Annotated in this window: 20 protein-coding genes; 6 read left to right on the top strand and 14 right to left on the bottom strand. The window is 72.3% G+C overall.

What is annotated here, in order from left to right; translation table 11 throughout:
- Positions 1 to 75 precede the first annotated feature (75 nt).
- From O4J56_RS03635 to urtA, 5 genes are all read right to left on the bottom strand, one after another.
- Entirely contained in the window at positions 76 to 768 is a 693-nt protein-coding gene (locus tag O4J56_RS03635; RefSeq protein WP_270683628.1) for an ATP-binding cassette domain-containing protein, read from the bottom strand.
- Positions 761 to 1549 carry an urea ABC transporter ATP-binding protein UrtD gene (gene urtD, locus O4J56_RS03630; protein WP_270683627.1) on the bottom strand — a complete coding sequence of 263 codons (789 nt, stop codon included), beginning with the start codon at positions 1547 to 1549 and terminating at the stop codon, positions 761 to 763. The genes O4J56_RS03635 and urtD overlap by 8 nt, the downstream gene beginning before the upstream one ends.
- Positions 1546 to 2673, bottom strand: a complete 1128-nt coding sequence (gene urtC / locus O4J56_RS03625; RefSeq protein WP_270683626.1) for an urea ABC transporter permease subunit UrtC — start codon at positions 2671 to 2673, stop codon at positions 1546 to 1548. Before urtC ends, urtD begins: the two co-directional genes overlap by 4 nt.
- A complete protein-coding gene (gene urtB / locus O4J56_RS03620; protein ID WP_270683625.1) occupies positions 2670 to 3554 on the bottom strand; it encodes an urea ABC transporter permease subunit UrtB in 885 nt (294 codons plus the stop codon). Before urtB ends, urtC begins: the two co-directional genes overlap by 4 nt.
- A 63-nt stretch (positions 3555 to 3617) precedes the next feature.
- On the bottom strand, positions 3618 to 4826 hold the full coding sequence (gene urtA, locus O4J56_RS03615; protein ID WP_270683624.1) for an urea ABC transporter substrate-binding protein: 1209 nt from the start codon (positions 4824 to 4826) through the stop codon (positions 3618 to 3620).
- Between the two features lie 169 nt (positions 4827 to 4995).
- Here urtA and O4J56_RS03610 point away from each other — a divergent pair, with 169 nt between their 5' ends.
- On the top strand, positions 4996 to 6048 hold the full coding sequence (locus tag O4J56_RS03610) for an iron-siderophore ABC transporter substrate-binding protein (protein ID WP_270683623.1): 1053 nt from the start codon (positions 4996 to 4998) through the stop codon (positions 6046 to 6048).
- A 105-nt stretch (positions 6049 to 6153) separates the two neighbouring features.
- On the opposite strand, the gene O4J56_RS03605 is transcribed toward O4J56_RS03610, so the two are convergent.
- Positions 6154 to 6804: an RDD family protein gene (locus tag O4J56_RS03605; RefSeq protein WP_270683622.1), complete on the bottom strand. Its 651-nt coding sequence runs from the start codon at positions 6802 to 6804 to the stop codon at positions 6154 to 6156.
- 140 nt (positions 6805 to 6944) lie between these two features.
- Between O4J56_RS03605 and O4J56_RS03600 the strand changes: the two genes are divergently transcribed.
- Positions 6945 to 7925, top strand: a complete 981-nt coding sequence (locus O4J56_RS03600; protein WP_270683621.1) for a phosphatidylinositol-specific phospholipase C — start codon at positions 6945 to 6947, stop codon at positions 7923 to 7925.
- A 28-nt stretch (positions 7926 to 7953) separates the two neighbouring features.
- Here the strand turns inward: O4J56_RS03600 and O4J56_RS03595 are convergent, their stop codons facing one another.
- Positions 7954 to 8577, bottom strand: a complete 624-nt coding sequence (locus tag O4J56_RS03595; protein WP_270683620.1) for a hypothetical protein — start codon at positions 8575 to 8577, stop codon at positions 7954 to 7956.
- Positions 8578 to 8845: 268 nt separating this feature from the next.
- Between O4J56_RS03595 and O4J56_RS03590 the strand changes: the two genes are divergently transcribed.
- Complete coding sequence (locus O4J56_RS03590; protein WP_270683619.1) at positions 8846 to 9913, top strand: glycerophosphodiester phosphodiesterase family protein; 1068 nt, start codon at positions 8846 to 8848, stop codon at positions 9911 to 9913.
- Here the strand turns inward: O4J56_RS03590 and O4J56_RS03585 are convergent.
- Entirely contained in the window at positions 9876 to 11078 is a 1203-nt protein-coding gene (locus O4J56_RS03585) for an MFS transporter (RefSeq protein ID WP_270683618.1), read from the bottom strand. The two genes, O4J56_RS03590 and O4J56_RS03585, sit on opposite strands and share 38 nt — an antisense overlap.
- Before the next feature lie 172 nt (positions 11079 to 11250).
- On the opposite strand from O4J56_RS03585, the gene O4J56_RS03580 reads away from it, so the two are divergent.
- Entirely contained in the window at positions 11251 to 11718 is a 468-nt protein-coding gene (locus O4J56_RS03580; protein ID WP_270683617.1) for a MarR family winged helix-turn-helix transcriptional regulator, read from the top strand.
- Positions 11719 to 11761: 43 nt separating this feature from the next.
- Positions 11762 to 12280, top strand: coding sequence for a GNAT family N-acetyltransferase (locus tag O4J56_RS03575; RefSeq protein ID WP_270683662.1), 519 nt, complete (start codon positions 11762 to 11764; stop codon positions 12278 to 12280).
- Positions 12281 to 12323: 43 nt separating this feature from the next.
- Here O4J56_RS03575 and O4J56_RS03570 read toward each other — a convergent pair whose 3' ends face one another.
- The 6 genes from O4J56_RS03570 to O4J56_RS03545 form a co-directional block, all read right to left on the bottom strand.
- Complete coding sequence (locus tag O4J56_RS03570; RefSeq protein WP_270683616.1) at positions 12324 to 12716, bottom strand: hypothetical protein; 393 nt, start codon at positions 12714 to 12716, stop codon at positions 12324 to 12326.
- A gap of 1230 nt (positions 12717 to 13946) precedes the next feature.
- Positions 13947 to 14858, bottom strand: coding sequence for a MinD/ParA family ATP-binding protein (locus tag O4J56_RS03565; protein WP_270683615.1), 912 nt, complete (start codon positions 14856 to 14858; stop codon positions 13947 to 13949).
- A gap of 51 nt (positions 14859 to 14909) precedes the next feature.
- The gene (gene eccD / locus O4J56_RS03560) at positions 14910 to 16235 is read right to left on the bottom strand and encodes a type VII secretion integral membrane protein EccD (protein ID WP_270683614.1); all 1326 of its coding nucleotides are present in this window, start codon (positions 16233 to 16235) and stop codon (positions 14910 to 14912) included.
- 79 nt (positions 16236 to 16314) lie between these two features.
- Complete coding sequence (locus O4J56_RS03555) at positions 16315 to 17286, bottom strand: TNT domain-containing protein (protein WP_270683613.1); 972 nt, start codon at positions 17284 to 17286, stop codon at positions 16315 to 16317.
- 172 nt (positions 17287 to 17458) lie between these two features.
- Positions 17459 to 17764, bottom strand: a complete 306-nt coding sequence (locus O4J56_RS03550; RefSeq protein WP_270683612.1) for a pore-forming ESAT-6 family protein — start codon at positions 17762 to 17764, stop codon at positions 17459 to 17461.
- Positions 17765 to 17847: 83 nt separating this feature from the next.
- On the bottom strand, positions 17848 to 18177 hold the full coding sequence (locus O4J56_RS03545; RefSeq protein ID WP_270683611.1) for a WXG100 family type VII secretion target: 330 nt from the start codon (positions 18175 to 18177) through the stop codon (positions 17848 to 17850).
- A 553-nt stretch (positions 18178 to 18730) separates the two neighbouring features.
- Between O4J56_RS03545 and O4J56_RS03540 the strand changes: the two genes are divergently transcribed.
- Positions 18731 to 19069, top strand: coding sequence for a DUF6507 family protein (locus O4J56_RS03540; protein WP_270683610.1), 339 nt, complete (start codon positions 18731 to 18733; stop codon positions 19067 to 19069).
- Positions 19070 to 19110 lie beyond the last annotated feature (41 nt).

The following is a 19110-nucleotide window of genomic DNA, read 5'->3' as shown; positions in this document are numbered from 1 at the left end:
TCTCGGGGAAGTCGGGCTTATGGCGGCCCTCTTAAGCCCGACTTCCCCGAGATCAACAAGACGGGGCGGGGCCCATCAGATCGCGATGAGCTTCTGGGCCTCGCCGTCCTCCAGGGACGTGCGCGGACCCGAGTGCACCACCCGGCCGGCGTCGATGACCGCCACCTCGTCCGCCAGGCGCAGTGCCACGTCCATGTACTGCTCAACGAGGAGCACCGCCACGCCGCGTTCGGCCACCGTGCGGATCACCTCTTCGATCTCGGCGACGATCGACGGCTGGATGCCCTCCGTCGGCTCGTCCAGCACCAGCAGCTTCGGCGCGGTCACCAGCGCGCGGGCGATGGCGAGCTGCTGGGCCTGCCCGCCGGACAGGAACCCGGCCCGCCGGTCCAGCAGGGGGCGCAGGCGCGGGAACAGTTCCAGCGCCTCCTCCACCGCCTCGGGGCCCGCCCGCCCGGCCGCCTCGCGCGCGACGGAGATGTTCTCCGCCACCGTCATGGGCGCGAACGTGCCGTGCCCCTGGGGCGCGTACCCGATCCCGTCCCGGACCCTGCGGTGCGGGCGCGCCCGTGTGATGTCCGTACCGTCGAGGACGACGCGCCCCGCCGTCGCCGGGAGCAGCCCCGCGACCGTATTGAGCAGCGTCGTCTTGCCGACCCCGTTACGGCCCATCACGCACGTCACCGCACCGCTCTCGGCGCGCACGGAGACGTCGAACAGCACCTGGGCGCGCCCGTACCCGGCGCAGACCCCCTCCACCTCAAGCATCGGCGGTCTCCTTCTCGGCAGTGGGCCCGTCCTCGGCCCCGGCTCCTTCCTCGACCGCGGACCGGCCCAGGTACACCTCGGCCACCCGCTCGTCGGCCCGCACCTCCTCCAGCGTCCCCTCGGTCAGCACGCGCCCCTCGTGCAGCACGGTCACCGTCCGGGCGTGCCGGCGCAGGAACTCCATGTCGTGCTCGACCACCAGCACCGTGGTGTCCCGCGCGATCTCTTCGAGCAGCTCGCCGGTGCGCTCGCGCTCGGCGGCGCTCATCCCGGCGACCGGCTCGTCCAGGAGCAGCAGCCGGGGCCGCTGGGCCAGCAGCATCGCGATCTCCAACCACTGCCGCTGCCCGTGGGACAGCCCGCCCGCCTTCCGCTCGGCCAGGCCGGCCATGCCGACCCGCTCCAGCGCCTCGGGCACGTGCGCCCGGTCGCGGCGCCGCAGCAGCCGGTGCGGGGCCAGCCGGAACGAGGCGGCGAGGTCGACGTTGTCGGCGACGGTCAGCGCGTCGAACACGGCGGCGGTCTGGAAGGTGCGCCCGATGCCCGCCCGCACCGCGCGGTGCTCGGCCAGGCCGGTGGTGTCCGCACCGGCGAAGCGCACCGTGCCCGACGTGGGGCGGGTCCGGCCGGTGACGACGTCGATCAGGGTGGTCTTCCCGGCCCCGTTCGGGCCGATGAGGAAGCGCAGCTCGCGCTCCTCGACGGCCAGGTCCACCCCGTCCAGGGCGGTGAAGGAGCCGAAGGCGACGGTGAGTCCGGAAACGGTGAGCAGGGCGGTCATCGGCTTCTCCTTACGGGGGAGACGCGGGACGCGAGGGATTCGGCGAACCCGGCGAGCCCGCGCGGGGCCAGGGCGATCACGACGACGAACAGCGCCCCCTGGAGGTAGAGCCAGCCCCCGGCGAAGCTCTCGGAGAACGCGGTCTCGGCGGTGCCGAGCGCCACCGCGCCGATCGCCGCGCCGGTCAGCGAGTGGCGGCCGCCGAGCGCCGCCATGAGCACCAGCTGGATGGAGGGGATCACCCCGACCAGCGCCGGGGTGATGATCCCGGTCGCGGGGACGAACAGGGCCCCGGCGATACCCGCCGCGACCGCTGAGAGCGTGTAGGCCGACGCCTTGACCCACGTCGGGTCGTAGCCCAGGAAGCGGACCCGCTCCTCGGAGTCGCGCACCGCCACCAGCAGCGCCCCGTAGCGGGAGTCCATCAGCCGGGTGTAGGCCGCCCACACGGCCAGCAGGAACCCCGCCACCGTGAAGTACAGGCCGGTGCGCGCCGCGCCGGTCGACAGGTCGACCCCGGCGAGCACGGGCAGGTTCGTCAGCCCCGAGGAGCCGCCGGTGAGGTGCTGCTGCCCGATGAGCAGGATCGCGAAGGCGGCGGCGAGCGCCTGGTTGAGGATCGCGAAGTACGCCCCCCGGACCCGGCGGCGGAACACCGCCCACCCCAGCAGCGCGGCGATCGCGCCGGGCAGGACGACCACGGCGGCCAGTGTGAACGCCAGGCTCTGGAACGGCCGCCACAGCAGGGGCAGCGACTCGATCCCGTTCCACACCATGAACTCGGGGAGGGCGCCGTCCGGGGTCGCGGCCAGGGTCATGTGCGCGGCCATGGCGTAGGCGCCCAGGCCGAAGAACACCCCGTGCCCCAGGGTGAGCATGCCGCCGCGCCCCCAGGCCACGGCGATGCCGACGGCGACGATCGCGTAGCAGAGGTAGCGGGTGAGCAGCCCGAGGCGGAACTCGTCGAGCAGCAGGGGCATCACCGCCAGCACGACGGCGGCGGCCACCCCGATCAGCAGCGCGGGAGGGACGCCCGGCAGGAGCCGGGCGCGCGCGGCGGGGCCGGAGGACGCGTCCTCGGAGGTGGGCCCCGCGGAGGCTTCGGTCGGATTCGCTGTGGTCATGCCAGGGCCCTCGTCTTGACGGAGAACAGTCCCTGCGGCCGGGCCTGCAGGAACGCGATGATGACGGCGAAGACGACCACCTTGGCCAGGCTGGCGCCGGTCCACAGCTCGCTGTAGGCGTTGAGCGCCCCCAGCGCGAAGGCGGCGATGACCGCGCCGCGCAGCTGCCCCAGGCCGCCGACCACGACCACCAGGAACGCGTCCACGATGTAGGAGGAGCCGATGGACGGGCCGATCGGGCCGATGAGCGCCAGCGCCACCCCGGCCACCCCGGCCAGGCCCGACCCGACCGCGAACGTGGCCGCGTCGACCCGGCCCACCGGGATGCCCGACACCGCCGCCAGGTCGCGGTCGTGCAGCACGGCGCGCATGTACCGCCCGGAGCGGGACCGGGCGATGGACAGCGCGATCGCGGCGACCGCGACCGCGGCCAGCAGGATGATGAACAGCCGCGAGTGGTGCAGCCACACGCCGAGCACGCTGGTGCCCCCGGCCAGCCAGGAGGGGGCGGCCACGTCCACGTTGGGCGCGCCGAACACGTCCCGGGCGAGCTGCTGGAGCAGCAGGCTCACCCCGAAGGTCAGCAGCAGGGTGTCCAGCGGGCGTCCGTAGAAGTGCCGGATCAGCCCGCGTTCCAGGGCCAGGCCCATGAGCGCGGTGACCGCGAAGGCGACGGGCAGCGCCACGAGCACGGCGGCGCCGCCGAGCCCCGCCCAGGCCTGCAGGGCGAACGCGGTGTAGGCGCCGACCATCAGGAACTCGCCGTGGGCCATGTTGATGACGCCCATCTGCCCGAACGTGAAGTTCAGGCCGAGGGCCGCCAGGAGCAGGACCGCGCCGACGGCCGCGGCGATCGGCACCTGTGTGAGGAGGGCGTCCATGCGTCCCTTCTTCCAGGGGTCAGGGAACGGGTTGCGGGGGGCGCGAACGGTGTGGGCCGCCCGTCAGGGGCGGATCGGGGCCGCCCAGTCGTAGCCGGACAGGTAGGGGTCGGGGGTGATGGGGCCGCCCGAGTCCGCCACCTCGGTGATGGAGCCGTCGCCGCCGATCCGGCCGATGCGCGCGGTCTTGGCCAGGTGCTGGGACTCGGCGTCGAAGGTGATGGGCCCCTCGGGCGCGTCGATGGTCAGCCCCGCCGCCGCCTCGCGCACCGCGCCGGTGTCGAAGTCCCCGGCGGCCTCCGCCGCGGCCGCCCACAGGTGGACGGCGTTGTAGGCGGACTGCATGGGGTCGGAGGTGACGCGCCGCGCCCCGTACTCGTCCTGGAAGGCGGCGACGAAGTCCCGGTTCTCGGGGGTGTCGGTGGTCTGGAAGTAGTTCCAGGCCACCAGGTGGCCGTCGAGGATCTCGGGGCCGATGCCGCCGACCTCCTCCTCGGCGACGCTGACGCTGAGCACCGGCATGTCGTCGGCGGTGATGCCGCTGGAGCGCAGCTGCTTGAAGAACGCGACGTTGGAGTCGCCGTTGAGGGTGTTGAACACCGCGTCGGGGCGCGCGCGGGCGATCTTGGCGGTGACGGTCGTGTACTCGGTGTGCCCGAGCGGGGTGTAGTCCGTCCCGGTGATCTCGATGCCGTGCGCCTTCGCGTAGGCGGCGATGACGCGGTTGGCGGTGCGCGGGAAGACGTAGTCGCTGCCGACCAGGTGGATGCGCGTGTGCCCCTGGTCGCGCAGGTGGTCGAGGGCGGGCACGATCTGCTGGTTGGTCGTCGCGCCGGTGTAGACGATGTTCGGGGAGGACTCCATGCCCTCGTACTGCACCGGGTAGAACAGCAGGCCGTCCTCGGCCTCGAACACCGGCAGCATCGCCTTCCGGGAGGCGGACGTCCATCCGCCGAACACCGCGGCGACGCGGTCGCTCATCAGCAGCTTGCGGGCCTTGTCGGCGAAGGTGACCTCGTCGGAGGCGCCGTCCTCGACGACCGGCTCGATCCTGCGCCCGAGCACGCCGCCGGCGGCGTTGACGCGCTCCACGGCCAGCAGGACCGCGTCGCGCACGGTGACCTCGCTGATGGCCATCGTCCCGGACAGCGAGTGGAGCATGCCCACCCGCACCGTGTCCGCGGTGACGCCCGGACCCGAGGGGGCGCAGCCGCCCGCGAGCGCCGCCCCGGCCCCCGCCAGCGCGGCCGCCAGGAACGTTCGTCTTCGCACCGATTTCCTCCCCGATGTCGCGTCCTGCTCCGGGGAGTGTGAACGGCGGCTGTTTCCCGGGGAGGGCGCCTCCGTTACGCGCCGATTTCCATGGATGCGGTCTGGTTCGCCCGTCCTTCGCTTGCTAATTTAGGCAAGCCTTGCCAAACTTGAACCTCGGAGGTCCCCCATGCCCGTATCCCGACCCGCCCGCACGGGCCCGGGCCGCCGAACCCTCCTGCTGGCCGGAGGCGCCCTCGGGGCGGCGGCCGCCGCCGGCTGCGGCTCGGGTGCGGGACGCCCGGACACCGCGCAGGCCCCGGCCGGAAGCGGCTTCCCGGTCACGGTCGAGCACAAGTACGGGTCGACCGAGGTCCCCGCCCCGCCCACCAGGATCGTCACCGTCGGCCTCAGCGACCACGACGCGGTGCTCGCCCTCGGGAAGGCGGACGCCCTCGTCGGCGTCACCGACTGGTACGGGGACTACGACCACGGCGTCTGGCCGTGGGCGCAGGACGCGCTCGGCGGCGCCGAGCCCGAGGCGATGCCGCGCCCCGAGAGCGACCGGCCCGACATCGAACGGGTCGCGTCCCTCGAACCGGACCTCATCATCGGCCTGTACTCCGGCATCACCGAGGAGGACTACGAGGCGCTGTCGGCCATCGCCCCGACCGTGGCCCAGCACCCCGACTACGTCGACTGGGGCGCGCCCTGGGAGGAGATGACCCTGTCCATCGGCCGGGCGCTGGGGATGGAGGACGAGGCCGCCGCGCTGATCGAGGACGTCGGCCGCTCGCTGGCGGACGCGCGCAAGGAGCACCCGGCGTTCGAGGGCACGGAGGTCGTGCTCGCCGAGTTCCTCGAAGACGGGTGCGTCGTGCGCTCGCGCACCGACCCGCGCATGCGCTTCCTGGAGTCGCTGGGGTTCACCATGCCCGAGGACCTGGCGGACATGGCCGGGGACGAGGACGTCGTGGACGTCTCGGCGGAGGAGTTCGACCTGCTGGACCGGGACCTGCTGGTGTGGAACGCCGGATGGAACCCGGAGATGCGCGATGAGCTCGCGGACATGAGCGTGTACACCGGCCTGGACGTCAACAGGGACGGGCGCGCGGTCATCATCGATGACGAGGAGGTCTCCGGCGCGCTGACCTGGAGCACCGTGCTGAGCCTGACGTACGCGGTCGAGAAGGTCGCGCCGATGCTGGCCGAGGCGCTGGAGGGCGACGGCGACACGCTGTGAACGGGCCGCCCCGGAGCGGGCGGGAGACGGAGACGGGCCCACACACCAGGGGTGTGTGGGCCCGTCTCGGCCGTCCGGCGGCCTGTGCGGCGGATGCGCCGGGCGTCAGGCGTCGACGACGGCCGTGGTCGCGGCCTTGTCGTGCAGCGCCTGCTGGCGCGGGTCGAAGAGGATCCACAGGCAGCTGATCCACCCCAGCAGGTAGTAGATGAGGGTGCGCAGCATGCTCGCGCCCATGCGGGGGTTGCCGAGCGTGTTCAGGTCGATGACGCGCATCTTCATGATGCGCTTGCCCGGGGTGGCGCCGCGCTTGGCCTCGGCCCGGCCCTTGTAGAGGAACGGCAGGATGAACATCAGGGCGTAGCCGGAGATCATGCCGACGGCCATCACCACGACCGCCCACCCGGCGGGCTCGCCGTCCAGGGACGACTCCGCGGAGGCGGCCATCAGGATGGTGGGACCGATCATCAGGACCAGCGCGATCCCGAAGCCGATGAGGGTCATGAACAGGCCGTCGAGGAGCGCCGCAACGAAGCGGCGGCCCTTGTCGGCGGCCACGGTCCCGGGCGGCAGCATCTCCTGCTGCCCGTACGGGTTGCCCTGCTGCTGGTAGTAGCCGCCCTGCTGCGCGTAGCCCTGCTGGTACTGCTGCTGTCCGTAGCCCTGCTGGTACTGCTGGCCATAGCCCTGCTGACCGTACCCCTGCTGCCCGTATCCGGGCTGCTGGCCGTAGGGGGGCTGCGAAGAAGGATCCATGAGCGGGGTCGCTCTCTCTCGGCGTCACGGGGATGGGGGAGTGCTTCGCCATTGTCGCATTTGGGCCTTACGGTCCACACGCTTCCGTGGCACGCTCACCGTGCTCAATTCCCGACACAGGGCCCCGGAGGCATCCCCCAATGCCGTTCACGCGCACGGGTCTGACGACCCTACTGTCCGCCGCCGTCGTCTCCGCCCTCTTCGCCCCGCCTGCGACCGCCTCCGCGGACCAGGCGGATGCGCGGCCGAGCGGCGCCGCCGCGTCGGCGTGGATGGGCGGCCTGCCCGACGACGCGTCCCTCGCCTCCCTGTCGGTGCCCGGCACCCACGACACGGGCGCGTGGACCGGCTCGGTGTGGAGCCGCACCCAGGACATGGACCTGAGCACGCAGCTGGAGTCGGGCGTGCGCGCGCTCGACGTCCGCACCCGGCACTACCGCGACGCGTTCCCCATCCACCACGGCGCCGAGTACCTGGACCTCAACTTCACCGACGTGGTGACCGACACGGCGGCCTTCCTGCGCGAGCACCCCACCGAGACGGTGTTCATGCGGCTGAAGAAGGAGCACACCGAGGAGGAGAACACCCGCAGCTACGAGGCGACGCTCGACCACTACATCGCGTCCGACCCGGACACCGCCCCGCTCCTCGCCGAGCACCTGTGGCGCCCGTCAGGGGGTGAGCGCGTTCCCGACCTGGGGGAGGTGCGCGGCAAGATCGTCATCCTGCAGGACTTCGACGCGTCCAAGGAGTACGGGATCCGCTGGGGCGGGTCCGGCACCGACATCCAGGACGACTACCGGGTGCCCACGCTCTTCGACATCCCCGAGAAGTGGGAGAAGGCGCGCGACCACTTCGAGAGGACCGCGGCCGGGCCGCCTGAGACGCTGTACATCAACCACCTGAGCGGTTCCGGCGCCCCGTGGGCGAACCCGAGGGAGGTGGCCACGGGCGGCCCGGGATTCAGGGGCGTCAACGACTACGCACGTCCGTACCTGCAGGACAGCGCGGCCGGCGGGACGCTGCCGCGGACGGGCGTGGTGATGATGGACTTCCCCGACCAGGCGCTGATCGACGCGGTCGTGGCGCACAACGGGCCGGACGCGGCGCAGGGGGCGTGAGCCCCCGTTCCCGGTCGGCGCGGACCCCCTACGACTGGTAATAGGGGGCCCAGCGGCCCTCGTAGAACACCCTGCCGTTGCCGCTGACGGCGAGCACGATGATGGCGACCGACGCCCCGAGACCGATCGGGTTCGTGAGGAGCAGGTTGAACGGGATCGGGATGCAGGACACGACGACGAGAGTCCACATGAAGGCCTTGCCGGGCTTTCCGGCCCTGAACCCCAGCCAGAGGTGGAAGAGCCCGATCGCCAGGATCACCGCGCCGATGATCAGCATCACCGTGCGGTCGCTCTCCATGTCCATGTCCACGGCGAATTCGTACGAGAAGAACACCCCGAGCCCGAGGCCGGTCAGGATGAGCCCGAACAGCAGCGGGACGGAGGCCAGGACGAACATGATGATTCGGATCGCCACGACCGCACCGGGTCGCTTCTTCGGAGGGACGCCGTAGGGGTTGTAGGGGGCGCCCTGCGGTGCGTACACGGGGGCGTACTGTGCGCCGGGCGGGTGCCCGTAGCCGGGCGGCGGAGGCGGGGCGAACCCCGGCTGCTGCTGTGGCGCGTATCCGGGCGCGGGCGGAGGCCCATGGGCCCCGTTGGGGCGGAGCGGCTCGTAGCCGCCGCCGGGCGGAGGTGAGGATGGGGGCTGCACCTGTCGTCCCTTCTGGATGTGCGGATGCGGGGAATGGAACGGTCCGGACCATCACGCGTGCGTGACCGGACCGAATCTATCGGTGACCGCCGACCTCCCGGCCTCCCCAGGGGCGGTACGACCGCAACCGGTCAGCTCCCGCCGTGCGGAGCCGCCCCCGCCTCCGCCTCCGCCCCCGCCCCGACCTCCGCGGCCGGTCGCCGGGACTTCAGTCCCGCTTCACCGGAGGCCCATGCGCCGGTCGCGCATCACGCCGAGCATGTGCCCCATGTACGCACGCCTCCTTGTCACGGCCGCCACGGCCATCGCGACGGCGGCGGTCATCGCCGCCCCCGGCACCGCCCAGGCGGCGCCCGAACCCTCCGCCTCCCACCGCCACTTCGACCTGCAGGCGCACCGCGGCGGGCTGGGGCTCGTCGTGGAGAGCACCCTGCCCGCCTTCGAGAACGCCCTGCGGATCGGGGTCAGCACGCTGGAGTTGGACGTGCAGATCACGAAGGACGGCGAGGCCGTCGTCACGCACGACCGGCGGATCAGCGGGGACAAGTGCCAGGACACCGGGCCCGTGCGGCCCGGCGACCCGCAGTACCCCTACGTCGGGCGCTACATCAAGGACCTGACCCTGGAACAGGTGCGCACGCTGGACTGCGGATCGCAGACGCTGCCGCAGTTCCCCGAGCAGAAGGCCGCCCCCGGCGAGCCGATGCCGCTGCTGAGCGAGGTGTTCGACCTCGTGCACCGGTACAGGGCCTACAAGGTGGGGCTCAACATCGAGACCAAGGTCGAGGCCGGCGCCCCGGAGGAGACCGCTCCCCGGGAGGAGTTCGTCCAGGTGGTCGCCTCCGAGGTGCGGTCGGCCCGGATGCTCCGGCAGGTGACGGTCCAGAGCTTCGACTGGGGCGCGCTGATGCGGATGCACGAGGTGGAGCCGCGCCTGCCGCTGGTCGCGCTCACCAACCGCGACTTCCTGGAGACCGGGGAGCCGGGCGCCTCGCCCTGGCTGGGCGGGATCGACATCGACGACTTCGGGGGCGACCCGATCGCCGCCGTCGACTCCTTCGGCGCGGACGCCTTCTCCCCGGTGCACGGGTTCCCGCAGGACGGGACGGTGGACGACCCGGACTACGAGCCCTATGTGACCGGGGAGATGGTCGACCGGGCCCATGAGCGCGGGATCGCGGTGATCCCGTGGACCGTGGACGACGAGGCGACCATGCACAAGCTGATGGACGACGGCGTGGACGGGCTGATCACCGACTACCCGGACCGGCTGCGGTCGGTCATGGCCGAGCGGGGCCTCAAGCTGCCGAAGCGGTACCCGGGACCGCGTCCCTGACCTCGCCGCCCTGCCCCCGCGCCTCCTTGCGGTCCATCCGGGCCGAGAGGGCCGCCAGCACCAGCGCTCCGGCGGGGAGCAGGGCGCCCGCCCAGTTCGGCGAGGTGTAGCCGAGGCCCAGGTCGATCACGAAGCCGCCGAGCAGGGCGCCGATGGCGTTGCCGAGGTTGAAGAAGCCGATGTTGACGGCGGAGGCCAGGGTCGGCGCGCCCGAGGCCTTGTCCATCACGCGCTTCTGCAGGGGCGGTACGGTCGCGAAGCCGAAGGCGCCGATGAGGAAGACGAAGACGACCGAGGCCGCCATGCTGTGCGCTCCCCACGTGAACGCGAAGAGGGTGAGGCTGAGCGCCGTCAGGGAGGCGTAGAGCAGCGGCATCATGGCCCTGTCGGCGAGGCGGCCGCCGACCGCGTTGCCGACCACCATCCCGACGCCGAACGCGACCAGCACCCAGGTGACGGCGGCGGGGGCGAACCCGGCGACCTCGGTCAGCATGGGCGCGATGTAGGTGATCGACACGAAGACGCCGCCGAAGCCGAGCACTGTCATCGCCATGGCGAGCAGCACCTGGGGGCTGCGCAGAGCCGCGACCTCGGGCATCAGGCGCGGGCCCACAGGCTTGGGCGTGCGGGGGACCAGCGCCAGCACCCCGGCGAGGCCGGCCACGCCCAGCAGGGCGATGGCGCCGAAGGCGGCGCGCCAGCCGACGGAGGTGCCCAGCAGGGTGCCCGCGGGCACGCCCACCACGTTGGCCACGGTCAGGCCGGTGAACATGAACGCGATCGCGGCGGCCCGGCGGTGCGGGGCCACCAGGTCGGCGGCGACGACGGCGCCGATGCCGAAGAAGGCGCCGTGGGTCAGCGAGGCGACCACGCGGCCGGCCAGCAGCACGCCGAAGGCGGGGGCGAGCGCGGTGACCAGGTTGCCCGCCACGAACAGGGCCATCAGGGCGGCGAGCATCGGCTTGCGGCCGATGCGGGTGCCCAGGGCGGTGGTGAGCGGCGCGCCGAGGAAGACCCCGGTGGCGTAGACGGTGGCCATATGGCCGGCGGTGGAGACGGGCACCCCGAAGTCGTCGGCGACCCCGGGGAGGAGCCCGGTGACGATGAACTCGGTGGTGCCGATTCCGAAGGCGCCGATGGCGAGCGCCCAGAGGGCGAGCGGCATGGTCGGGGTCCTTCCGGTGCGGAGGTCGGGCGGGGACACCCCGCCGACATTAGATGCACACGCGGATTACTTGCAAGCGCGGACTAAGTGAGCGCGCGCACTATTGGCCTGAGCCGTCAGTTGCCACCGGGGCTATCCTGGGAGCGGTCACCGAGCGCGCAGGAGGCAGGCGATGGGGATCGGAGCCGCCGAGGAGCCCCCGAACGTCGGCGGCACGGCGCTGGCCCAGGGGTGGTGCGCGCTGTCGCTGCTGCACGGCACCATCGAGGCGCACGTCGAGAAGGCGCTCCAGGCGGGGCACGGCCTGAGCGTGCGCGAGTTCTCCGTCCTCGCGGCGATCAGCGAGCGCGGCGGCGCGAAGATGCGGATGAACGAGGTGTCGAACGCGGTCGTGCTGAGCCAGAGCGCGACCACCCGCCTGGTCAACCGCCTCGAGGACCGGGGGCTGCTGCGGCGGGTCATCTGCCCGGACGACCGGCGCGGCATCTACACGGCCATCACCGACGGGGGCCGGGCGCTCCTGGCGCAGGCGCGGCCCACCAACGAGGCGGCCCTGGAGGAGGTCCTGGCCGAGGCCGAGCAGAACCCCGAGCTGGCCCCGCTCGTCAAGGCCCTGCGTGCACACCGGACCGGCCTCTGAGAGAGGATCGGTCCCCATGGGCCCAGAGACCTCTTCAAGACGCGTGACGCGGCTCCTCGCCCCGGAGGACGCGTCCGCGCTGGCCGAGCACCTCACGGAGAGCCGCGCGTTCCTGGCGCCGTGGGACGCGCTCCGCGATGACCGCTACTTCACCGCCGAGGGGCAGCGCACACATATCGAGGAGGCGTTGCGGGCGTATGCGATGGGGACGATGGCCCCGTTCGCGATCCTGGGCGACGACGGCTCGGCGGTCGGCAGGATCAACATCAACGGGATCACCCGCGGGGCGTTCCAGTCGGCGTCGATCGGCTACTGGGTGGCGAAGAGCCACAACGGCAGGGGACTGGCGACCAGAGCGGTGGCCGAGATCAAGGAGTTCGCCTTCGGGGCGCTGGACCTGCACCGCCTCCAGGCGGAGACCCTGCTGCACAACACGGCGTCCCAGCGCGTGCTGAAGCGCAACGGGTTCACGCCTTACGGAGTGGCCCCGCAATACCTGAAGATCGCAGGCGAATGGCAGGACCACGTCCTGTTCCAGGTCCTCAACCCGGAGGCGGTGTAGGGCGGTCGGCGCACCGGCATCCGGGGACGCCGGGTCCAGTGCGTCAGGACCGCCCCGTGTAGTAGTCGCGGTGGGACCACGTCGCGATGGCGATCGAGACGGCCAGGGCGACCCCGACCAACTGTCCGCCGGTCGCCTCCCCCATCCCGGCGCTCGAGAAGAAGTTCAGCACGCCCGCGGCGGCGGAAAGGCCGTACGTCACGACGATCGCCCACATGACCCACGGCCGACGCGTGGTGGCCTTGGCGCCGAGGACGAATTGCCACGCGGCCCAGGCGGCGAGCACCACGGCGACCAAGAGGAAGATCCCGGACCAGAGGTCCCCCTGTGGTGAACTCGGGCTGCTGGATTCGGCGAGAGAGATCACGAAAAGTGCCAGGACGCCGATCGACGTGAGACTGGCGAGGATGAAGATGACGACCCGTACCGCCTTCAATCGCCCAGGGACGGGTGACTGAGGGGAGGCGCCGTACGGCGCCTCGTATGGGGGCGGATAGGCGCCGTTGGGCGGCGGTGCGGGGTAGGGCTGCCCGGGATGAGGCTGCTCATACGCGGCACCGGACTGCTCCTGCGGGACACCCTGCGGAGGCGCCATAGGCGGCGGGGTCATCTGCGGCGGCGGTTGCCGGGGCCCGTGCTGCCACTGAGCACCTCCGCTGTCGGCACCTCCACCAGGAGAAGGCGGGCCAGGGGGATGGGGATTCATGATGGTTCCTCGGTCATTAGCGTGCATTCGGCCGACGAACGAACCTACAGGCGTTGCGCCTCACACGCGCAGAGTCATTATCACCGAGGGTCACACTTACCAGGTCAGGGCTTGGGGCGGCAGCGATGGCCACAACCGGCAATTGCGCTGTCCGCCGAGGCGCACGTATGGGATCGGCGAACGGTGCACGGTCATTGCCTCAACCGGCGCGAGTCGGCCTCTTCTTGATTGCGCGGAGCATTTTGACGACTCCGCGGGCCATGCGTGACGCGGGGAGTTCGTCGAGGGCCAGCAATTGCTCCTCATATCCGCCCGCCACTCCGGCGGGGCCGCGGGCCGGAGAAGGGACTGCGGCCTCAGAAGCGGCCGGGGCGGGCTCGTGCTGCCCGGCCTCCCGTTTCGCGTCCCTCCTGGCCTTTTTCTTCGCCCCGCGCTCCCGCTGCGCTTTCGCCTTGTCGGGCTTCGGGACCGTGGAATCCTGCTTCGCGCCCTTCGGGGCCCTCTTCTTGCGCTTCTCCTTCTTGCGGTCCGCCTTCTCGCTCTCGGCCGGTGCCGGGGGCGCGCTCGGCCCCTCCAGGAACGAGCGCGCGGCGTCCGAGCCCGCGACGACCTTGGGACGCGCGGGCGGCGGGCCCGGCGGCCCTGCCGGCCTGGGCGGTCCGGCCTGAGGGGCGGGCGGCGGGACGGGGCGCCCCGCCGGGGTGGGCCCCTGCCGGGGAGCAGGAGCGGGGCCGTTCTCCGGGGGCCCTTGGGCCCGGCCCCGCCCCCGGGGCGGGGGCGCCCCCTCCCGAGGCGCCGGTTGCGCCTCAGGAGGCTTCGCCCTCCCCTTCCAGAGCGGCTCCGGCTCCGGCCGAGGCGCCGCCTGAGGGGGACGGGCCTGGGGGTTCTGGGGCTGGGACCGGTTCCATCCTTGGCCCGGGTTCCGGGGCGGGCCCGGGTTCCGGGGCGGGGGAGTGTCCGTCATCGCACGGCCCTCTTCAGCGCTTCGAGCGCGATCGTGGTCGCCGCCGCATGGGTGGAGGCGGCGAGACGGCGCGGCTGCAGGCCGTCCGTGTACGCCAGGTGCCTGTCGTAGCCGATGCGCACGACCTCCGCGCCGCTCTTGCGCAGCACCTCGGCCGCGCCCTCATGGTCGAATCGGGGATCCTCGTCAGGGGACTGCTCCACCAGCACCACGACGATCCTCTCCGGCAGGGACGCATCCCCCTGAGTGGTCATCCAGTCGAACCCGCGGCCGATGTCGGCGGCGCCCTCCGCCGTCGCGGGGGCGACGAGCACATGGGCGTGGGCGCTCGCCTGCGCGGCGCGGTTGAAGCCGTCGAACACGTCGGCTCCCCGGTCGATCAGCGTCACCCCGAAGTAGCGCGTGATGGGCAGCAGCGTCTCCTGGAAGGCCTCGGCGTCCAGGGCGGTCGCGTCGGGGCCGCTATGCACCGCAGGAAGCATCCACAAACGGTCGCGCACGCGCGCCAGGTGCGGCGTCAGCTCCTCGAACGACGAGGCGGAGACGCGCCTGCGGGCGACCTCGCCCAGGGACGACGACGGGGTGACGCCCAGCCGCCGCGCCAGCGAGTTCGAGCCGGGGGTGATGTCCAGGGTGAGCACCCGGTCGTGGCGGTAGTGCGCGAAGACCGACGCGAGCAGTGCCGTCACCGTGGCCTCGTCGGCACCGGCGCGCGGCCGGGTGACGACGATCCGGCGCCCGGTGGTGATCGCGCGCTGCAGGGCCTCGCCCCTGGCGAGGTGGGCCGCCGCGTGGTCGGACGGCAGGAAGGGCAGCGCGAGTCCGCGGCCGATCCGGCGCAGCACCGGATCACCGTGGCGGCCCGGTCGGGCCCCGGTCCCGGTCGGCGTCTCGGTGCGGGCGTTCACGGCGCTCCTCCAAACGGTTCCGGCCCGGCGGCGGCCGGTCAGGGGTCGGGGCTAGAAGGTCGACAGCAGGCGTTCATAGGTGCCGAGCGCGCCGATCGCGACCGGGATGCACACGACCACCGCCACCGCCTCCAGGCGGCCGGCGTTGCGGCGGAGCATGGCGCGGGTGTGCTCGGCGGGGTCGGCGGCCAGCACCACCACCGGGACGATGAGCGCGACGGCGATCAGCGCCAGGCCCGGCAGCGGAGCCCAGGGCACCGCCTCGGTCAGGGCCGCGGCGAGCGCGATCGCGGCGGCCGTGCTCGCCGCCAGCAGCGGGGCCTTCTCCGTCACCAGGGGGAACATGCGCGAGCGGCTGGCCAGCACGATCGCCAGCAGGGCGGAGAGCACCAGCGTCCACGGGGACGGGTCGTCCGCCAGCCCGTAGCCGGCGACCGCCGCGGCGACACCGACGGCGGCGACGGCCACCACCATGCTGCGGTGCGTGTCGACCAGGGCCGTGCGCACGTCCTCGCGGGCGACCTCCTCGCCGCCGCTGCGGCGGTCGTCGAGCACGGTCAGACCGGAGAAGGCGAGGGCGGCGCGGAGCAGCACGCTCACGGCCACCACGCACGCGACGGCGGCGATGGCCGACGCCTCGGCGAAGTCCAGCCCGAAGGCGAGGCAGCCGATCCACAGCAGGGACAGGACGAGGGAGACGGAGCCGCCGACGATCCCGCCGCGCCCCAGGCGCGAGGTCAGCCCCAGCAGCAGCAGGACCAGCGAGGCGATGACCCCTGGGAGCGCCCACCACGTCCACTCGGGCAGGCCGTAGTGGGGGACGGCGGTCCAAGCCGCCAGGATGCCGAAGACGCCGCCGCTGAGCGTCAGGGCGGTGCCGAGCGGCTCCTTCCAGGCGGACCCCAGAAGGGCCCCGGCGCCGATGAGCAGGCCGGCCAGGACCGCGAGCGCGGCGGTGCCGGCGACCGGCGGCAGCGTGCCGCGCATGATCAGGCCCGCGCCGGCGGTCAGCGCCACGACCGCGGCCGTCGCCGTCCAGCGGGCGGCGGCGGGGGACCAGTAGGAGGGGTGGGCTTCCAGGGCGCGGCCCACGGCCTCGGGGACCTCGTGGACGATGGGCGCGGGCACCGGGTCGTCGGCGCGGATGAGGCGCAGGACCGCGCCGTCGGAGATGTCGCGCTCGGCCAGGGACGTGCCGCTGTCGAGGAGGTCGCCGCCGACCGTGCTGAGGTGCCGCGGCAGGGCCGGGCCGTCGGGCGCGTCGCCGAGCATGCGCAGGACGTCGGGCATGAGCGCGCCGATGGGCTCGTCGGCCGGCAGGACGGCGTCGACCCTGCGGCGCTCGCCCACGAGCGTCACGCGGCTCCACGTGGTCATCGCGGTCCTTCTCCACAGTTCTCGTCGTCGGTGGTCACAGGGGTCGGTCAGGTCGTCGGTCGGCTCGCCGGCCGCGGCGTCAGTCGGGGACGGCCTCGGCCTCGACGCGCTCGAGGTAGCCGTTGCGGAGGAGCCAGCGGATGCTCGGCAGCTCGGGGGGTTCGGTGAATCCGCCGGGGTCGATCCGGAACCGCAGCCCGCCGCCGGGGCCGTCTTCGGAGCGGGGCGAGTGCGACGCCGATACCTGGAACGGGTAGGTGACACGGTAGCGGTGATAGGAGTCGGCGCCGTCCTCGGCCCGGACGAAGTCGGGGAGCCCGCGCTCTTCGAAGGGAAGGCCGTCGGGGAACAGGAGCGACCCGCTCTCGTGGCCGAACGCGTCGACGAGCTGGCCCCGTTCCAGGGAGACCTTGGTCGACTCGCCTCCCCCGGAGAGGCCCTCCTCCGCGGTGGAGACCAGGGCGGAGCCGAGCTCGTCGGCCTCCTGCCGCTCCTGCGCCGAGAGCGCGCGCGGCGCGGAGTCCTGGATCACGAGCTCTTGGAACAGCCAGCGCGCGGCCTCGTCCTCGGACTGGAACTCCACGCCGGTGCGGCCCTGCTCGTACTCGACGATCCCGGCGGAGATGTAGCCCTCCTCCTCGGCGGTGAGGAGGAAGTAGGAGTCCACCTGCCCGGGGTCGGGGCGGGAATCGCCGGGGAGGACGTACATCGTGGGCGGGATGTCGGCGGCGTCCAGCTCGTCGCGGAGCATGTCGAAGGTGACCTCGCTGCCGACCCAGTCGGCGGGGAAGGGGGCGGAGCCGACCGCGGGGGGACCGGCGGCCTCCTGGGCCTGTTCCTCCTCCTGGGACTGCAGGTGGCTCTGCAGGTAGGACCAGCCGACCGACCCGGCGCAACCGACGGCGGTGAGGACGAGGCCGGCGATGAGCTTGGTGATGTGCTCGTCGAGGCGGCGCCTGCTGCGCTGGGGGCCGAAGACGACGGCCTCCCGGAGCCGCTTGCGGCGGACCGCGATGGACTCCAGGAGTTGGCTGTCGTAATCGCGCGCCACGGGGAGGGGTCCTTCTGTTCGTCGCGTCGGGCGGGGCGGGGGCGCACGCGGCGCTCACGGGGGGTGTGGAGCTGCGGCGGCCTCCCGCACCGTAGCGGAAGGCCGTGACAGGGATTGATCCGCCCTCGGGGCTCGGTGGCTCACGGCCGCCAGGGGGGCGGGGCGCGACGACTCAGATGGACTGCACGGCAGAGGAGGCGCGGCCGAGGGCGGTCTGGGCGGTGCCGTCGTTCTCCTCCAGAGTCGTGCGGACGAGCCGGATGATCTCGCGGACCTCGTTGGCGGCGTTGTGCCACTTGAGCTCTTTGGAGCTGTACTCGTCGGAGACGCCGGTGGCCTCGAAGTCGGCCATGGCGTTGGAGACGTCGGTGTCGCGGTCGCCGATGATCTGCTCCAGGCGGGCCATCACGGTGTGGATGTTGCCCTGCGCCTCCTGGGAGGCGCCCATGTCGTAGCTGTTGCGTCCGTTGCCGCTCATGGCGTGGTGCTCCTAGGCGAGGTCGGGATGGCGGTGGAGGGGGCGTCCGGCGGAGTGTGCCGTGGGGCTTGCCGGTTGAGGGCCTACTTGAACTTCGCCGCGTCGAAGTTGGCGCTGGACATGTTCTTGCTGGCGTCGTCGGCCATGGTCTGGGACCCCGTGCGGAAGGCACTGTCCATGCCGCGCTGGCCTTCGTTGATGGAGCCGAGGCCGGCGTTGAGGTCGGCGGTGATCTGTTCGGAGCGCGCCTTGAAGGAGTCGAAGGCGGCCTTGCCCGCACCGTTGAACTTCCCGGCGAGCGGCTCGGCGGACGAGATGAGCTGCTGGATGAGCCCGCTGAGCTCGTCGGTCGAGGTCGAGGTCCGGCTGGCCAAGGTCGTCAGGGTCTGGTCGCCGACGTCCCAACGTGACATGTGTTCGGTCGCTCCTCACGTCATCGCAGCTCATCGGGTCGATCCGCACCGAAGGGAATCCACGGCCCCGAGTCGCGCACGTTTCGGGCATCCCGCATCCCGTAGGGGAGCCCTCACCTTTCGTGGTCAAGCATAGGCATAATGCGTGCGGCGTGACAGCCGGGAGCACAGGCGGCACCAGGGGAGCAGCGGGGAGCAATGGGATGAAGTTTGAGCTGGTCGGGGAGGAAGAAGCGCGGACCGAAGCGGCATCGTCCGGCCCTGGTGCGCACGGCGGGGGGCCATGGGAGGAAGCCCTGCCCGTCGTCCCGGAGCCGCAGTCGTTCACTCGCTCTCCAACACAGGCCATGAGCAGCATAAATGCCGCCATAGGCGAGATGAGGTCCTCCCTCGCACAGCTCGATGCTCGGGTGGTGCGGCACCAAGCGGAGATGGCCGAAAGCGGTCGGGGGGAGCCCGCGCCACTGCCGGCCGACTTCCATGCACACCGGTTCGGCCCGCTGAGGTTGAAGCGGGACGGGGACGATGCCACCAGTGATGCGGAGGCAGACCGATGAGCGGTTGGGATATCGACCCGGCCGGGGTCAGCACGGTGCTCAACAAGGTCGGAGAAGTGGTCGGAGACGGGAGCGGGGAGGGGCTCTCCGGCTCGACGAACAGCGGCCTCACCTCGTTGTCCGAGGCGATGAGCGCGTCCGGGAGCGGGGTCGTCAGCACGGCGGTCAGCGAATTCTTCGACCACATCAGCAATTTGAGCCAGCAGATGACCTCGAAGACGGTCAGGGCCACCGTCGGATGCAGCCAAGCCACCCAGGCCTACATCGACGGGGACACGGAGATGGCTGAGCGCGCCCAGAGCCGCATCGGCGGTACGACCGGCATCGACCTCTGACCGCCCCTCCTCAGACCCCCGAACATCGAACGCTTTAAGGG

Origin of the sequence: Nocardiopsis endophytica (assembly GCF_027706725.1) — a bacterium.
In the GTDB taxonomy this organism is placed as follows: Bacteria; Actinomycetota; Actinomycetes; order Streptosporangiales; family Streptosporangiaceae; genus Nocardiopsis_A; species Nocardiopsis_A endophytica.
The sequence above is the reverse complement of the archived record's forward strand: the minus strand, read 5'-3'. Positions and strand labels throughout refer to the sequence as shown.

Excerpts from the sequence above, each read along its gene's own strand:
- urtB (WP_270683625.1), bottom strand. The coding sequence starts at position 3,554 with ATGGACGCCCTCCTCACACAGGTGCCGATCGCCGCGGCCGTCGGCGCG.
- O4J56_RS03590 (WP_270683619.1), top strand. The coding sequence starts at position 8,846 with ATGTACGCACGCCTCCTTGTCACGGCCGCCACGGCCATCGCGACGGCG.
- eccD (WP_270683614.1), bottom strand. The coding sequence starts at position 16,235 with ATGACCACGTGGAGCCGCGTGACGCTCGTGGGCGAGCGCCGCAGGGTC.
- O4J56_RS03540 (WP_270683610.1), top strand. The coding sequence starts at position 18,731 with ATGAGCGGTTGGGATATCGACCCGGCCGGGGTCAGCACGGTGCTCAAC.
- O4J56_RS03635 (WP_270683628.1), bottom strand. The coding sequence starts at position 768 with ATGCTTGAGGTGGAGGGGGTCTGCGCCGGGTACGGGCGCGCCCAGGTG.
- O4J56_RS03600 (WP_270683621.1), top strand. The coding sequence starts at position 6,945 with ATGCCGTTCACGCGCACGGGTCTGACGACCCTACTGTCCGCCGCCGTC.
- O4J56_RS03610 (WP_270683623.1), top strand. The coding sequence starts at position 4,996 with ATGCCCGTATCCCGACCCGCCCGCACGGGCCCGGGCCGCCGAACCCTC.
- O4J56_RS03550 (WP_270683612.1), bottom strand. The coding sequence starts at position 17,764 with ATGAGCGGCAACGGACGCAACAGCTACGACATGGGCGCCTCCCAGGAG.
- urtC (WP_270683626.1), bottom strand. The coding sequence starts at position 2,673 with ATGACCACAGCGAATCCGACCGAAGCCTCCGCGGGGCCCACCTCCGAG.
- O4J56_RS03545 (WP_270683611.1), bottom strand. The coding sequence starts at position 18,177 with ATGTCACGTTGGGACGTCGGCGACCAGACCCTGACGACCTTGGCCAGC.
- urtD (WP_270683627.1), bottom strand. The coding sequence starts at position 1,549 with ATGACCGCCCTGCTCACCGTTTCCGGACTCACCGTCGCCTTCGGCTCC.
- O4J56_RS03580 (WP_270683617.1), top strand. The coding sequence starts at position 11,251 with ATGGGGATCGGAGCCGCCGAGGAGCCCCCGAACGTCGGCGGCACGGCG.
- O4J56_RS03585 (WP_270683618.1), bottom strand. The coding sequence starts at position 11,078 with ATGCCGCTCGCCCTCTGGGCGCTCGCCATCGGCGCCTTCGGAATCGGC.
- O4J56_RS03605 (WP_270683622.1), bottom strand. The coding sequence starts at position 6,804 with ATGGATCCTTCTTCGCAGCCCCCCTACGGCCAGCAGCCCGGATACGGG.